The sequence below is a fragment of the Streptomyces sp. NPDC050418 genome, assembly GCF_044458745.1.
Taxonomy (GTDB): Bacteria; Actinomycetota; Actinomycetes; order Streptomycetales; family Streptomycetaceae; genus Streptomyces.
In genome coordinates this window covers 535,546-549,895 of the sequence record NZ_JBITIG010000002.1, presented here as the reverse complement: position 1 = coordinate 549,895, position 14,350 = coordinate 535,546, and the positions used below count along the sequence as shown (strand labels likewise).

13 protein-coding genes are annotated in these 14,350 nt (G+C 69.6%); 6 read left to right on the top strand and 7 right to left on the bottom strand.

Annotated features, from left to right (window positions below):
- Window positions 1-18: 18 nt before the first annotated feature.
- The 6 genes from ACIBI4_RS06805 to ACIBI4_RS06780 form a co-directional block, all read right to left on the bottom strand.
- On the bottom strand, window positions 19-486 hold the full coding sequence (locus tag ACIBI4_RS06805; RefSeq protein WP_399202541.1) for a peptidoglycan-binding protein: 468 nt from the start codon (window positions 484-486) through the stop codon (window positions 19-21).
- A 122-nt stretch (window positions 487-608) separates the two neighbouring features.
- The gene (locus ACIBI4_RS06800) at window positions 609-3,596 is read right to left on the bottom strand and encodes a BTAD domain-containing putative transcriptional regulator (RefSeq protein ID WP_399202540.1); all 2,988 of its coding nucleotides are present in this window, start codon (window positions 3,594-3,596) and stop codon (window positions 609-611) included.
- 175 nt (window positions 3,597-3,771) lie between these two features.
- Window positions 3,772-6,075, bottom strand: a complete 2,304-nt coding sequence (locus tag ACIBI4_RS06795) for a glycoside hydrolase family 3 N-terminal domain-containing protein (protein ID WP_399202662.1) — start codon at window positions 6,073-6,075, stop codon at window positions 3,772-3,774.
- Window positions 6,076-6,212: 137 nt separating this feature from the next.
- Entirely contained in the window at window positions 6,213-7,031 is an 819-nt protein-coding gene (locus tag ACIBI4_RS06790) for a carbohydrate ABC transporter permease (RefSeq protein ID WP_399202539.1), read from the bottom strand.
- Window positions 7,031-7,912, bottom strand: a complete 882-nt coding sequence (locus tag ACIBI4_RS06785; protein WP_399202538.1) for a carbohydrate ABC transporter permease — start codon at window positions 7,910-7,912, stop codon at window positions 7,031-7,033. The genes ACIBI4_RS06790 and ACIBI4_RS06785 overlap by 1 nt, the downstream gene beginning before the upstream one ends.
- A 10-nt stretch (window positions 7,913-7,922) precedes the next feature.
- Window positions 7,923-9,227 (bottom strand): ABC transporter substrate-binding protein, encoded by a 1,305-nt coding sequence (locus tag ACIBI4_RS06780; RefSeq protein ID WP_399202537.1) that lies wholly within the window; start codon window positions 9,225-9,227, stop codon window positions 7,923-7,925.
- Between the two features lie 143 nt (window positions 9,228-9,370).
- Between ACIBI4_RS06780 and ACIBI4_RS06775 the strand changes: the two genes are divergently transcribed.
- The 3 genes from ACIBI4_RS06775 (at window position 9,371) to ACIBI4_RS06765 (ending at window position 11,248) form a co-directional block, all read left to right on the top strand.
- Window positions 9,371-10,408, top strand: coding sequence for a LacI family DNA-binding transcriptional regulator (locus ACIBI4_RS06775; RefSeq protein WP_399202536.1), 1,038 nt, complete (start codon window positions 9,371-9,373; stop codon window positions 10,406-10,408).
- Window positions 10,409-10,487: 79 nt separating this feature from the next.
- A complete protein-coding gene (locus ACIBI4_RS06770) occupies window positions 10,488-10,979 on the top strand; it encodes a DUF2975 domain-containing protein (RefSeq protein WP_399202535.1) in 492 nt (163 codons plus the stop codon).
- Window positions 10,979-11,248, top strand: coding sequence for a helix-turn-helix domain-containing protein (locus ACIBI4_RS06765; RefSeq protein WP_399202534.1), 270 nt, complete (start codon window positions 10,979-10,981; stop codon window positions 11,246-11,248). The genes ACIBI4_RS06770 and ACIBI4_RS06765 overlap by 1 nt, the downstream gene beginning before the upstream one ends.
- Before the next feature lie 42 nt (window positions 11,249-11,290).
- Here ACIBI4_RS06765 and ACIBI4_RS06760 read toward each other — a convergent pair whose 3' ends face one another.
- Complete coding sequence (locus ACIBI4_RS06760; RefSeq protein WP_399202533.1) at window positions 11,291-11,791, bottom strand: PaaI family thioesterase; 501 nt, start codon at window positions 11,789-11,791, stop codon at window positions 11,291-11,293.
- Between the two features lie 92 nt (window positions 11,792-11,883).
- Between ACIBI4_RS06760 and ACIBI4_RS06755 the strand changes: the two genes are divergently transcribed.
- From ACIBI4_RS06755 to ACIBI4_RS06745, 3 genes are all read left to right on the top strand, one after another.
- On the top strand, window positions 11,884-12,351 hold the full coding sequence (locus tag ACIBI4_RS06755; protein WP_399202532.1) for a winged helix-turn-helix transcriptional regulator: 468 nt from the start codon (window positions 11,884-11,886) through the stop codon (window positions 12,349-12,351).
- A 77-nt stretch (window positions 12,352-12,428) separates the two neighbouring features.
- Window positions 12,429-13,262: a PIG-L family deacetylase gene (locus tag ACIBI4_RS06750; RefSeq protein ID WP_399202531.1), complete on the top strand. Its 834-nt coding sequence runs from the start codon at window positions 12,429-12,431 to the stop codon at window positions 13,260-13,262.
- A gap of 58 nt (window positions 13,263-13,320) precedes the next feature.
- Window positions 13,321-14,166 (top strand): YhjD/YihY/BrkB family envelope integrity protein, encoded by an 846-nt coding sequence (locus ACIBI4_RS06745; RefSeq protein WP_399202530.1) that lies wholly within the window; start codon window positions 13,321-13,323, stop codon window positions 14,164-14,166.
- The last annotated feature ends 184 nt before the right edge of the window (window positions 14,167-14,350 follow it).

Genomic DNA, 14,350 nt, shown 5'->3' with positions numbered 1-14,350 from the left:
TTCCCCTTACGTACCGTCTTACGTGCCGTTGCTCTTGAGCCTGCCGCAGTACCAGAGGTTGCGGTTCTCGTACCAGCGCCACTGCAGGTGCGTACGGGACTGCTCGCCGTAGCCGCCGTCCGCGCTGATGTCCTCCTCGCCCTGTGCGTACTCCAGGGCGTCCCTCGTGTCGTTGCCGAAGATGCCGTCGACGGTCAGTTTCCGGCCGTAGCACCAGTTGAGGTTCTTCTGGAGCGCCTTGACCGCGTTGCTCTGAGCGCCCGGGTTCATGTAGCAGTTGATGTTGGTGCCGTAGGCGGGGAGATAGGCGTTGTACTTGCCGCCGGAAGCAGCCGGCCTCGACTTGGTCACCTGCGCATTGCAGTACCCCGCGTAGGCGGCGGCAGGCGCGGCGGCGGCCAGGCCGACCCCGAACCCCGACAACAGTACGGCGGCCGTGCAGACTCCCGCCTTCACACGTGACGTCCGGATCCTGCCCATGCTCATCCCCCAAGTCCTCGTCGGACGGCCGGACTTGTGTCCGTGCCGATACGACGATGGACGGCCTGCCTTGCACGTTTCTTGCGGAGTCCTGGAAGGAGGCGATGGGAGCAGCTGCTCCGCCCCGTCTACCGGCGTCGGATGTCCGTGAGCGTGGCGAGGGCGCGTTGTTCCGCGGGGCGCAGTTCGAGGTCGCGGGCGATGGCCAGTCCCTGTTCGGCGTGGAAGGCCGCCGTGTCGCGGGCGCCGGTGCTGAGGTGGAGCCGGGCGAGGTGGGTGTGGGCGTCCGTCTCGTGGTGGCGGAAGCCGTGCCGGCGGGTGAGTTCGAGGGCCTCCTGGAGCAGGGCGAGGGCGCTGTCGTGCGCTGCGGTCAGGACGTGGACCGAGCCCAGGGTGATGAGGCTCTCCGCCTGCGAGGCGGGTTCGCCGATGTCGAGTGCGGCGCGGAGCGAGGTCTCGGCCAGGCCGCGGGCCTGTCCGAGGTCGCCGGCGTCGCGGTGGATGCGGGCGAGGATCTCGTGCGTGGCCGGCCCGCTCGTCCCGTGCGGGTGGTCGCGGTGCAGCCGGAGTGCCTCGGTGGCATCGGCAAGGGCCGCGGTGGAGTGGCCGGCGCCGTGGTGGGAGACGGCCCGGTTGACGAGCGGGCCGATCGTTCCGGTGGGGCGGTCGAGCGCACGGCACAGGCGGATGGCTTCCGAGGTGCATGCCACGGCCTCGTCGAACGCGCCGAGGAACGCGTGCATGAGTCCCGTGTTGCTCAGCGCCCGTGCGAGCAGGACCGGGCGGTCCAGGCGGCGCAGCAGAGCGAGCCCATGGCGCTGACTGTCGATCGCGTGCCGCATCTCACCGCGCAGCGCGTGATGGATGGCGAGATTGGTCAGGATGGCGACCTCGCCGACCGTGAATTCGGCTGCCCGATAGCCCTGTTGGGCCGCGAGCAGCGCCTCACGGGCGCCGTCGGAGTCCCCGGTGTGCTGACGCAGCAGACCGGTGCTGTTCCACAGCAGCGCCTGGGCGAGTACGTCCCCCTCCTGCTCGGCCGCAGCCATCGCCGCCGTGGTCGTGACCTTCCAGTCCGACAGGTGCCGCCGCCCGTAGTGGTAGAGGCGCAGCTGGTCGGTCAGTTGCCAGGCGACGTCGCGCGGCCCGGCGTCACCGGCACGAAGGACGAGTGCGGTGAGCGCGCTGCGCTCGCTCTCCAGCCAGGCGAGCGCCTCATGCCGGTCCGCGAAACGTGTGGACGGAGTGCGGGTACGGGGGAGTTGGACGCTGCCCGCGTAGTCGAACGCGGTGGCGGCGTCGGTCGTCGCGAGATACCAGTCGCACAGGCGCCGCCAAGCCGACTCCCGGTCGGGTGCGTCGGCGGCGTGTTCGGCGGCGTAGAGGCGCAGCAGGTCGTGGAACCGGAAGCGGTCGGCGCCGGTGTGCTGGAGCAGGCTCGCGGCGCTCAGGCGGTCGAGGAGGCGCTCGGCCTCGCCCGGCGGGCAGTCGAGCAGCGCCGCGGCCGACTCACTGCTGAACTCCGGTCCCGGGTGCAGGCCGAGCAGCGCGAACAGGTGCGCCGCGTCGGGTTCCAGGGTCGCGTGGGAGTGGCCGAAGGCGGTACGGACCGCTGCCTGACGGTCGCCCGTGATGGCGAGCTTGGTGAGCCGCTCGCCGCCGGCGAGGTCGGCCACGTAGTCGGTGAGACGGCGGGCCGGCCGCGCCGCGAGGTGGGAGCCGGCGATGCGCAGGGCCAGCGGAAGCAGCGCACACAGCCCGGTCAGCTGTGCGGCGGCCTCGTCCTCGGCAGCGACCCGCTCGGCCCCGATCATGTGGGCCAGTAGGGAGCGCGCCTCGGGCGCGGTGAGCACATCGAGCGGCACCGTGCGGGCCGCGTGGCTCACGGCCAGTCCGCGCAGGTCGGACCGACTGGTGATCACCACCGCCGATCCGGGTGTGCCCGGCAGCAGTGGCCGCACCTGTTCCGCGTCGTAGGCGTCGTCCAGGACGAGGAGCACCTTGCGGTCGGCCAGGCGCGCCCGCAGCGCCGCCGCGCGCCCCTCGATCGGCTCGGGAATCGTGCTCGGGTCCTGTCCCGAGGCGAGCAGAAGCGCCGCGATGGCCTCCCCCGGATCGCGCGGGTTCCCGCTGTTGCCGGTCAGGTGCACGTACCACTGGCCGTCGGGGAAGCTCTCCCGGAGCCGGTGCCCGAGATGCGCCGCGAGCGCGCTCTTGCCGATCCCCGGGGATCCGCAGAGGACGACGGGGGCCGCAATCGGGGCGGTCAGTTCCTTCTCGAGGAGCCGCATCTCGTCCGTGCGGCCCGTGAACCCCGGCAGGTCCAGCGGCAGTTGACAGTGCACCGGCCACGGTGGCGGTGCCGCACCGGCGTCCGTACGCCGGGGAGCATCCAGTTCGGCGCTGCCGGTGAGGATGCCCTGGTGCACGCGTTGGATCTCGTGCCCGGGAACGATGCCCAGCTCCTCGGCGAGCGTGCGGTGCATCGTCCGGTAGTGGGCGAGGGCATCGGCCTGCTGCCCGCAGCGGTACAGGGCGAGCATGTACTGCGCGGCAAGCCGTTCGTCCAGGGGGTGCGCAGCGGTGCGTTCGGCGGCGGAGGTGAGGACAGCGGCGTGTTCCCCGAGGCGCAGGCGTACGTCGGTATGGTCCAGCTCCGCTGCCCGGTGTTCCTTCTGCAGCAGCTCCCGGGCGGCGTTGAACCAGGGCGTGTCCGCGTCGGCGAACGGCTCTCCGCGCCACAACGCGAGGGCCTGGCCGAACAGTTCACCGGCCCGCTCGTCGTCGCCCGTCTCCCGGGCGAGCGCGATCAGACGGTGAAACCTGTGCACGTCCACCGACTCGACGTCGGCCGTGAGGACGTAGCCACCACCTGAGGACCGGTCGATCAGCCCTGGCAGGAGACGGCGCAGCCGGGACACATAGCTGTAGAGCGTGGGTACGGCACGGGACGGCTGATCGTTCCCCCACACCCGGTCCACCAGCTGAGCGACCGTCACCGGCCGGTTCGCGTCCATCAGGAGCGCCGCAAGCACCCGCCGCTGCCGCGCCGTGCCGGTATCGACCGGGCCGTCGCCGGCCCAGACCTCGGTCCCACCCAGGAGCCGGAACTCCACGCCACTTCCCCCCACGCGCTCACCCGCCCTCGCCCAGTGGAATCGTACGGATGGATTCCGGATTTCCTCGTCGGAACCACGAACTGAGCATGAGTCGTCGCGCGGCACGTCGCGCACGGGCCCTGCGCCCGGCAGCCCGGCCGGGTCGCCGATCGCCACGACCGGGTCGCCGAGGTCACTCGGACACGAGCGGCTCCAGCGTGAAGCGCGCGTGGAAGCGGCGCCGGTGGTCCACCTCGCGCACCGGACCCGTCAGGGAGACCCGGGCCGTCAGGCGGGGCCGGGTGCTCGACGCGGACAGGTGCAGGGCGAGGGCTCCCGGTTCGACGATGCGGCGACCGGCACGGCCGGTGAAGGAGGCCAGGTCGGCGGGGACCTCCACGTGGACGCGCACGGCGTCGCCGGGTTCCAGGCCGACGCGGACGTAGCCGACCAGACGCCGCACCGGCTGCACCACCGAGGCCACCGGGTCGTGCAGATACAGCTGGACGACCTCGGTGCCCGCGCGTGGACCCGTGTTGCGCACCGTGCACGAAAGCCGGAACGCGCCGTCCGTGGGCACCTGTTCGCCGTCCCCGGACAGATCGGTCCAGGAGAAGGTCGTGTACGTCAGCCCGTGCCCGAAGCCGAACGCGGGCGTCGGATCGATGCTGGAGACCTCGCCCGCGTGACCGAGCTTCGCCGTGAGATACGTGGACGGCTGGGCGCCGGGGTGGCGCGGCACGCTCACCGGCAGCCTCCCCGTGGGGTGGACGCGGCCGCTCAGGACGGACGCGAGGGCTGTGGTGCCTTCCTCACCGGGGAAGAACGACTGGACGATCGCGGCGGACTCGGTGACCGCGCGGCCCAGCGCGTACGGCCGTCCGGTCACGAGCGTCACCACGACCGGGGTGCCGGAATCCAGGAGCAGGTCGAGCAGTTGCTGCTGTACGCCCGGCAGAGCGAGGGATTCGGCATCGCACCCTTCGCCGCTCGTGCCGCGCCCGAAGAGCCCTGCCCGGTCACCGAGGACCGCGATCACGAGGTCGGCCCCACGGGCGAGTTCGGCGGCCGCGGCGAATCCGTCCGTCGCCGTGCCGTCGACGTCCGCGCCCCGCGCGACCACGATCTCGCTCCCGGGGAACTCCGAGGCGATGGCCTCGTGCAGCGTCGGCAGACCGATGCCGGGCGGGACCTCCGGGTGACGCGAGCCCACGTGGACCGGGAAGGCGTAGCAGCCGAGTACCGCGGTCGGCTCCTCGGCGTGCGGGCCGATCAGCGCGATCCTTCGCGGCCGCCCAGGGGCGTCGGCGGACAGGGGCAGCGTGCCGTCGTTGTGCAGCAGGACGACGGCCTGTTCGGCGACCTCACGGGCCAGCGCGCGGTTGGCGTCCGGGTCGAGGTCGACCGAGCCGCGAACCGAGCCGGAATCCACGGTCTCCTCCGCAAGCTCGGCCAGGGCCGCGGGCCGCGGACTCCAGCCGGGGTCGAGCAGTCCGAGTTCTGCCTTCTGGACCAGCACGCGTCGTACGGCGCGGTCCACCAGCTCCTGCGGGACGTGGCCCGCGGTTACGGCTTCCAGGAGCGGTTCGCCGAAGGCCTTCACCGTCGGCAGTTCCACGTCCACACCCGCGGCGAGCGCCGCACCGGCGGCCTCCCCGAAGGTGCCGGCCACCCCATGGAGGGTCTTGAGGAACGCGATCCCGAAGTAGTCGGCCACCACGGTCCCGGTGAAGTCCCAGGTATCCCGCAGCAGTCCGGTCAGGAGCTCCTCGTCGGTGGCCGAGGGGATTCCGTCGGTGTCGGTGTAGGCATGCATCACCGACCGTGCACCGCCCTCGCGCAACGCCATTTCGAACGGCGGCAGTATCACGTCCGCGCGTTCACGCGCCCCCATGCCCACGGGCGCGAGATTGCGTCCGGCCCGGGAGGCCGAATAGCCGGCGAAGTGCTTGAGCGTGGCGACGAGTCCGGCCGCCTCCAGACCCTGCACGTACGCGGTGCCGATGGTCCCCACCAGATACGGGTCCTCGCCGATGGTCTCCTCCACCCGGCCCCAGCGTGCGTCGCGTACGACGTCGAGCACGGGGGCGAGGCCCTGATGGATGCCGACCGAGCGCAGGTCGCGGCCGATCGCTCCGGCCATCTCGCGGATGAGCGCGGGGTTGAAGGTGGCGCCCCACGACAGTGGGACCGGATAGGCGGTGGCGCCCCAGGCGGCGAAGCCCGCCAGGCACTCCTCGTGGGCGAGCGCGGGAATCCCGAAACGGTTGGCCGCGGCGATACGGCGCTGGGTGCGCGCCAGCGAGACGGCGCCGACGGCCGGGTCGACCGGCGCCGTGCCGAACGGCCGCGTCAACTGCCCCAGACCGTAGGGAAGAAGCGCGTCGAGATCGACCGGCTCCTCCATCTCGTGCTGGTGCGGGGCCACTTCACCGCCCTCGTCGCACGCTCCGACCCACACGCCGTAGAGCTGTCCGATCTTCTCCCGCAGGGTCATCTCCGCGATCAGTGCGTCGGCCCTGGTCGGCGCATCGAGCGAGGGGTCGCGCCACGGCGGCACGCCGCCCGGGGTTTCCGCGGCTCCGGTGGGAGCGCCCTGCCCAGCGGTGTTGTCCTGCACGGTCACGTTGTCGGTCACTTTCCTCCGACCCCCATCAGCCCTTGGACCAGGGCGCGGCGGGCGAACAGATAGACGAGCAGGATGGGGAGCATGGACAGGACCACGGCGGCGAGCATCCCGGGAATGTCGACCCCGTGTTCGGTCTGGAAGTCGTACAGACCCATGGTGATCACTTTGTTCTCCGCGGACTGGGTGAGGACCAGCGGGAAGAGGAAGCCGTTCCACGCCTGGAGCGCCGAGAAGACCACGACGGTCGACAGACCGCTCTTGGAGAGGGGGAGCACGAGCTGGAAGAACGTACGCAGAGGGGAGGCGCCGTCCACCGTCATCGCCTCGTACAGATCAGGTGTGATGTCCCGCATCACACCGGTGAGGATGAGCGCGCACACCGGCATCGCGAAGGCCGCCGTCGGCAGGATCACGCCGATGAGGTTGTCGTAGAGACCGGCCTCGCTGATCACGTAGAACATGGGGACGATCACGGCCTGCGAAGGGATCGCGAGGCCGAGCAGGAAGAGGCGGAAGACGGCGCCGGTGGTGCGGCCCTGGTTGCGGACGATCGCGTACGCGAGCGGCGGGATGAGCAGCAGCACGATGCCGACCACGGCCGCCGTGACGAGCACGGTGTTGAGGAAGTACTGCGCGAAACCCTCATTGAGGTCGTTGAGGTAGTTGTCGAGCGTGAACTCCTCGGGAAACGCCAGCGGTCCGTTCGCCGCGTACTGTGTCCGGCTCTGGAAGGTGGCGATCAGCATCACGTACAGCGGCAGGCCCACCAGGAAGAGCCACAGCAACGAGCCGAAACCCGCGAGATAGTTGGGGCGGCTCCGCATCACAGGCCCTCCTGGGTGCTGCGCATCTTGTCGTAGCCCGACAGCCTGACCATGACGAGAGAGATGACGGTGGCGACGGCGACGAGCAGCAGGGCGATGGCGGCGCCCGCGCCGAAGTCGAAGCTCTTGAAGGCCTTTTGGTACATGTAGTACGCGCTGATGGTGGTGTCCGTGCCAGGGCCGCCCTGGGTGAGGATCAGCACCGTGTCGAAGGTGGTCAGGCCGCCGACGACCATGAGGATCACCGAGGTGATGATGCTGTTGCGCAGCTGCGGCAGCGTGATGTGCAGGAACTGCCGGAAGCGGCCCGCGCCGTCGATCTCGGCCGCCTGGTAGAGAACGTGCGGGATCGCGCGTGCCGCGCCCTGGTAGATCAGCGTGTGCAGTGGGGTGAACTGCCAGGTGGCGACGAATACCAGGACGCCGATGGCGGTGGTCTGCTCGCCGAGGAGATTGCCGTCCCCGAAGAGCCAGGCGGCCTGCGAGGGCACACCGAAGTTGGGGTCGAGCACGGCACGCCACAGCACGGAGACGGCCGTGACGGAGAGCAGCAGCGGGACGAAGTAGATCGCGGTGAGGACGGCCCGGTTGCGCTGGCGGCCCGCGGCCCAGACGCCGAGCAGGATGCTGACGGGGGTCTGCACGGCGACGCCCAGCAAGGTCAGGAGCACGCTCAGCCAGAGGCTCTCCAGCATCACGGGGTCGTCGATGAGCTTGGTCCAGTTGTCGAAGCCGACGAACTCCGGCTCACCGATCCCGTCCCAGCCGGCGAACGACAGCACGACGAGCATGCCGAGCGGCACGAGGGCGAACAGTCCGAAGAACACGGCGGCGGGGGCCGCCCAGCCGAAGCCCGGGCGGCCCGTGGTGACAGTGGTCATGTCGGCGGGCTCAGGCCGTGGGCAGGGACTGCATCTGCCGGATGAAGGCATCCGCGTCGATCCGCCCGTTGAAGTACTGCTGTACGGCCGCGTGCAGCGTGGTCGTCGCGGAGGGCGGATAGGCCTGGTCCCAGGAGAGCTGGAACGACGGGGCCTCGGCGACGAGGTCGTACTGGAATTTCGAGTAGTCCGGGTTCGCTGCGGTGTCGAGGAAGTCCGGGGTGTTCGTGGTCGTGGGCAGGTTGCCGATGGCCAGATGCCCCTTCACGAACTCGTCCGAGTACATGAGCTTCAGGAAGTCGGCGACCGCTTCGGGGTGTTCGGTCTTCTTCAGGACGGAGTAGAAGTTGTTGACGTTGCCCGCGACGCCGGCCGGGTCGCCCTTGCCGCCGGGGACGGCCGGGAAGGCGCTGTAGCCGAGGTCCTTCTCGGCGAACTCGGGGAAGGCCTCCTGCAGCGTGGAGTACTCCCAGGACCCCATCAGTTCGAACGCGGCCTTGCCGGTGGCGAGCAGTGTCGGCGAGCCCTGGTCGGTGAACTTGACCGAGTCGAAGTTGGTGCCGAACGCGCCCGCGTCGACCAGGTCCTTGATCATGGAGAGGGCCTTCTTGCTGTCGGCGCTCTCCCACGCGCTCTTGTCCCCGTCGAGCGCGTTCCGGAACAACTCGGGCCCGGCCACGCGGTCGTAGAGGTACTGGTACCACATCTGCGTCGGCCACTTGTCGCCGCCGCCGAGAGCGATCGGTGTGACTCCCTTGTCCTTGAGCGGCCCGATCGCCGCGACCAGTTCGTCCCAGGTCTTCGGCGGGGTGACCCCGGCTTCGGCGAGGACCTTCTTGTTGTGGAACAGCAGCACGGGCTGGGTGCCGCGCATGGGTATGCCGTACGGCTTGCCGTCCACGACGGCGGCATCGAACACGGCGGGCAGGAACTTGTCCTTGAGTCCCGGGTCCTTGGCGATGAACTCGTCGAGCGGCATCAGCAGATCCGCCTCGACGAACGGCTTGATGGAGCCGCCGCCCCAGTTGAAGAAGACGTCGGGAGCCTGCTTGCCGTTGATGATCGTCTGCAGCTTGGCCTGGTAGTCGGCCCCCGGGATCGTGTCCAGGACGACCTTGACCTCGGAGTTCTTGTTGAAGGTCTCGACGAGCTGCTTCTCCACCTTGTTCGTCGCGTCGCCATAGACCAGGACGTGGATCTCGTCGGCGCCGCCGGCCGAGCCGGAGTTCCCGCCGCACGCGGACAGCGACAGCGTCATGGCCAGTACCACCCCGCCGATGACGGCGACCCGGGGGAGCCGTACGCGTAGCTTCATTGCTTCGCCTCTCGAAAAAGTTTCGGAGCTAGCCTCGAAAGTTCTCGTATCGGGAGGGAAGTTAGGTGGGGCGGAAGGGGCGGTCAACCCTCACTTCTGCAGTTATCAAAGCGTTACCCTGTTCCGGTAGTTGAGCGTGGCCTATGCTCCTCGCCATGCGCGATGACGAGGAGCTGGGGCGGATCACCTTGGCCCAGGTGGCCGAGAAGGCGGGAGTCTCCATCTCGACAGTTTCGAAGGTCCTCAATGGCCGCCAGGATGTGGCGGGCCCGACGAGGGACAAGGTGGAGCGGCTGCTGGAGGCCCACGCGTACCGGCGGACCACGAGAACCTCCAGGGAGGCGCCGCTCATCGAGATCGTCTTCCACGAACTGGACAGCATGTGGGCTCTGGAGCTGATACGCGGCGTGGAGAACGTCGCGAAGGCGAACCAGGCGAGCGTCGTACTGACCGAGAGCGGTACCCGGCATGCGCCGGGCCCCGAGTGGATCGAAGGGGTGCTGCAGCGTCGCCCCATGGGAGTGGTGCTGGTCTTCTCGGCGCTCCCCGCGGCCGTGAAGGAGCAACTGCGGGCCCGTTCCATCCCGTTCGTCATCATCGATCCGGCGGGGGACCCGGACCCCGACGTGCCGTCCGTGGGCTCCGCCAACTGGAACGGTGGCCTGGTTGCCACCCGCCACCTGATCGAACTGGGGCACCGGCGCATCGGCATCATCACCGGGCCCGACGACATGCTCTGCTCGTTGGCCCGGCTCGACGGCTTTCGGTCCGCCATGAGCATGGCGGGGCTGGACGTCAGTCCCGGTCTTGTCCACTTCGGTGACTTCCATGTGCAAGGCGGATTCGACGCGGCGGCGACGATGCTCGCCCTTCCGTCAGCCGAGCGCCCCACGGCGCTCTTCGCCGGCAGCGACCTCCAGGCCCTCGGCGTCCTGGAGGCGGCCCGCGTCGCAGGGCTGCGGGTGCCGCACGACCTCTCGGTGGTCGGCTACGACGACGTCCAGGTCGCCCGCTGGTCGAGCCCCGCGCTGACCACCGTCCACCAGCCGCTGCGGCAGATGGCCGAGGAGGCCACCCAGATGCTGCTGCGGCTGCGCGATGACCAGTCGGCGTCGACCCGTCTGGAACTGGCGACGAGCCTGATCGTCCGCAAGAGCACGGCTGCGCCGCACGGGGAGTGATGGCGTGGCGGTGGCCGCCCCTTGCTCGATGTATCGAAATTCGATAGATTTCCATCGGATATCGATGAGGGGTTGAGGAATGGGACAGCTGACCGTGCGCGCACTGCGCGCCGTGCTCATGGTGGTGCTCACCGGCACCGTGTTCGTCCAGGGTCTGATGCTGTGGGTCCTGATCAGCGGGAACGATCCGGAGGACGGGTCGATGCCGCTCACGCCGCTGCGCGTGATCACCATCCTGGGGATCGGGACGGTTCAGGTCGCCGTGGTCTGCGTGTGGCGACTGGTGACGATGGTGCGGCGGGGGACCGTGTTCTCCGACGCCGCCTTCCGGTACGTGGACGGCATCATCGGCGCGATCGTCGCGGCCGCTCTGGTGTGGTTCACGGTCACCGCCGTCAATGCGCCCGGCCAACGTGAGGATCCGGGCGTCACGCTCATCATGGCCGGGATCGGCGTGGGCATCCTGGGTGTCGCGCTCATCGTGCTCGTCCTGCGGATGCTGCTTGCGCAGGCGGTGGCCCGCGACGCCGAAGCGGGCCGGATGCAGGCCGAGCTGAACGAGGTGATCTGATGCCGATCGCCGTCGACATCGACGTGATGCTGGCCAGGCGGAAGATGTCCGTGGGCGAGCTCGCCGACCGCGTGGGCATCACCCCCGCCAACCTGGCGGTGCTCAAGAACGGCCGCGCCAAGGCGGTGCGCTTCACGACGCTCGCCGCCCTCTGTGAGGTACTCGAATGCCAGCCGGGCGATCTGCTGCGCTGGGAGGCGGAGGGGCATGCAGATGCTCGGGCGGAGGGGCAGGCACAGGTGGCGGAAGAGATCGCGTACGACGCGTAGGGCGCCGTCAAGTGAGAGAGGCGGACCGCCGCCGGCCCGGGATCAGCCGGCGGCGTTCGGTACCGGGAACAGCATGCAGCTGCTGGTCGCATGCGCCAGCAGACGGTCGCCCTCGTCCATCAGCTGGGCCTGGGCGAGGGCCGTCTGGCGGCCGCGGCTGATGATCGTGCCGATGGCGCGGATCCGGCCCGTGTCCACGGTGATCCGCTTCAGGAACTTCACCGTGAGGTCGAGCGAGGTGTAGCCCATGCCCGGCGGGAGCGTGGACTGCACGGCGCAGCCCGCCGCCGAGTCGAGCAGTGTGGCGTAGACGCCGCCGTGGACGCTGCCGATGGGGTTGTAGTGCTCCTCGCCCGGCGTCATCGAGAAGACCACCCTGCCTTCGTCCACCTCGTCGAGGGTGAAGTCGAGCGTGGCCGAGATGGGGGCGGCGGGCAGCTGTCGTTTCTGGACGGAGCGCAGGAAGTCCACGCCCGAGGCGGTGCCCACGGCGGCGGCGGTGATCGAGGGGTCGCCCCACTCGTAGGTGCGTACGCGTCCCATGTGCTGGCATCCCTCCGGCTGGCTTCGTCAGCTGAAGCTAGCCGGAGGCTCCGCTGGCTGTCAAAGGTGAAGCCAGCCTCTAAGGTGGAGGCATGGAGTTCGTCGAGACCAGCACGGAGAACTGTCCCGTCCAGCGCACGCTCGAACTGGTCGGCGAGAAGTGGACGCTCCTGGTCCTGCGGGACGCCGCGAACGGCGTGCGGCGCTTCGATGACTTCCGGCGGCACATCGGGCTGTCGGAGGCCGTCCTGAGCGACCGGCTGCGCAAGCTGACCACGGTCGGCATTCTGCGCGCCGTCCCCTACCGGGACCCGGGAACCCGCACCCGCAACGAGTACCGCATGACCCGCAAGGGGTGGGACCTGTGGCCCGTACTCGTCGCGCTGAAGCAGTGGGGTGACACCCATGCGCCCGATCCCGAGGGCCCCGTCCTCGATCTGCGCCACACGGAGTGCGGAAGCCCCGTACGCGTAATCGTCGAGTGCACGGCCGAGCAGGAGACCCTCGACCCCGCGCAGGTCATCGCACGCCCGGGTCCCGGAGCCCGCCGTCGCGCGTGACGGCTGACGCATGATGGAGGGCGACCACCGGTGCGCCCGTCGCGGGGCACCGGCCCTTGTCACAGGAGGACTTCTTCGTGAACGACTGGCCCTTGACGCTCATGGCCGTGCACGCCCACCCCGACGACGAAGCCACCGGAACCGGAGGTGTCCTCGCGCAGTACGCGGCGGAGGGCATCCGCACCGTGCTCGTGACGTGCACGGACGGCGGCTGCGGCGACGGCCCCGGGGGCGTGAAGCCGGGTGACCCCGGGCACGACCCGGCGGCCATCGCACGGATGCGGCGGCAGGAACTGGAGGCGAGCTGCGAGATCCTGAAGATCGGCCATCTGGAGACCCTGGACTACGCCGACTCCGGAATGATGGGCTGGGCGACCAACGACGCCCCCGACGCCTTCTGGCAGACACCGGTGGAAGAGGGCGCTTCCCGCCTCGCCGCACTCATGCGGCGCTACCGTCCCGATGTCGTCGTCACCTACGACGAGAACGGCTTCTACGGGCACCCCGACCACATTCAGGCGCACCGCATCACGATGGCGGCACTCGAGCTGATCGACGAGACACCGAAGGTGTACTGGACGACCATGCCGCGCTCGGCGATGCAGCGGTTCGGCGAGGTCATGCGCGAGTTCGCCGGGGACATGCCGGAGCCGGACCCCGAGGAGGCCGCCGCGCTGGCCGAGATCGGACTGCCCGACGAGGAGATCACCACCTGGGTCGACATCACCGAGTTCGGCGGCCAGAAGTTCGACGCCCTGGCCGCGCACGCCAGCCAGGGCGAGAACATCTTCTTCCTCCAGATGGGCCGGGAGAAGTTCACCGAGCTGATGGGCGTCGAGACCTTCGTCCGCGTACGGGACACCACGGACGCGGACCTTCCCGAGACCGACCTCTTCGCCGGGCTGCGCTGATGAACTGAAGGGGTGGGACAGGGCAGAAGGGCTTACCTTCTGCATAAGAGGTGTGAACATGTCGTGGTCGGAGCGGCTGCAAACGCTGCGCGCCGGCGCCGAACGGCGCCTTCCCGTACTGACGGAGCTGATCGACCGCTTGATGTCGGGGCAGCTGCTCGACTCCGCGACCCGCCTCGCCGCACAGGCCTTCCTGGCCTCCGTGCCCCTGCTCTTCGCCGTCGCGGCCTTCGCACCGCACGGCATGCAGACGCAGCTGCAGGAATCGGTGCGGGCGATGTTCGGCCTGACCGGACCTGCCGACGGCCAGTTGCGTCAGGTGATCGACCCGTCGGGCAACGGTGAGCTGCGCGAGACGACCGGGATCATCGGTCTGCTGGTGGTCCTGGGCTCGGCGACAAGCTTCAGCCGGGCCATGGTCCGCGTATGCGAGCGGGCCTGGGGGCTGCCCAAGGCGAGTTCACGGATCACCGCGTGGCGTTGGGTCGTCTGGCTGCTCGCGCTGGTCCTGTTCGTCTTCCTGCAGGGGCCGATCCGCGGCGGCCTCGGCGCGGGCGCGGTGGTCGGCATCCCGCTCTACTTCGCGCTGAGCAGCGCGGTGTGGCTCTGGACCCAGCGCCTGCTCCTCGCCTCACGCATCGACTGGCTGCCGCTTCTGCCCGGCGCATTGCTGGCGGGAGCGGCGACCAGCGCCCTTGCACTCAGCGCCCGCGTCTACATGCCGCTGGCACTCAACCGGGCGCTGAACGAGTACGGCTCCCTGGGCCTCGTCCTGGCCATGCTGTCCTGGCTGATCGTCCTGTGCACGGCCGTCACGTTCGCGCTGACCGTGGGGGCGGTGCTGGCGCAGGCGCCGCCGCTGAACCGGTACCTGATGCGCGAGCGGCAACCGGATCCGGCTTGAGGCGACGTTCGGCGGCCTGCTCCTGTCCTGGCACGTGAGCACCGCCGCCGGCACGAACCCGCCACGGCCCTCATTTGTCAACGGCATTGACCAACCGTCGGTCCCTCTCTACCTTGCTCCGTCGAAGCGCTTCGATCTCTTTCATCGAATCGATTCGACGACGCTTCAGCGCACCCTCCCAGCC

Bases quoted from the DNA above. Each gene is read 5' to 3' on its own strand.
- ACIBI4_RS06795 (WP_399202662.1), bottom strand. From the start codon at position 6,075: ATGACCCTGCGGGAGAAGATCGGACAGCTCTACGGCGTGTGGGTCGGA.
- ACIBI4_RS06765 (WP_399202534.1), top strand. From the start codon at position 10,979: ATGCCGATCGCCGTCGACATCGACGTGATGCTGGCCAGGCGGAAGATG.
- ACIBI4_RS06785 (WP_399202538.1), bottom strand. From the start codon at position 7,912: ATGACCACTGTCACCACGGGCCGCCCGGGCTTCGGCTGGGCGGCCCCC.
- ACIBI4_RS06775 (WP_399202536.1), top strand. From the start codon at position 9,371: ATGCTCCTCGCCATGCGCGATGACGAGGAGCTGGGGCGGATCACCTTG.
- ACIBI4_RS06745 (WP_399202530.1), top strand. From the start codon at position 13,321: ATGTCGTGGTCGGAGCGGCTGCAAACGCTGCGCGCCGGCGCCGAACGG.
- ACIBI4_RS06770 (WP_399202535.1), top strand. From the start codon at position 10,488: ATGGGACAGCTGACCGTGCGCGCACTGCGCGCCGTGCTCATGGTGGTG.
- ACIBI4_RS06790 (WP_399202539.1), bottom strand. From the start codon at position 7,031: ATGCGGAGCCGCCCCAACTATCTCGCGGGTTTCGGCTCGTTGCTGTGG.
- ACIBI4_RS06805 (WP_399202541.1), bottom strand. From the start codon at position 486: ATGAGCATGGGCAGGATCCGGACGTCACGTGTGAAGGCGGGAGTCTGC.
- ACIBI4_RS06780 (WP_399202537.1), bottom strand. From the start codon at position 9,227: ATGAAGCTACGCGTACGGCTCCCCCGGGTCGCCGTCATCGGCGGGGTG.
- ACIBI4_RS06755 (WP_399202532.1), top strand. From the start codon at position 11,884: ATGGAGTTCGTCGAGACCAGCACGGAGAACTGTCCCGTCCAGCGCACG.
- ACIBI4_RS06760 (WP_399202533.1), bottom strand. From the start codon at position 11,791: ATGGGACGCGTACGCACCTACGAGTGGGGCGACCCCTCGATCACCGCC.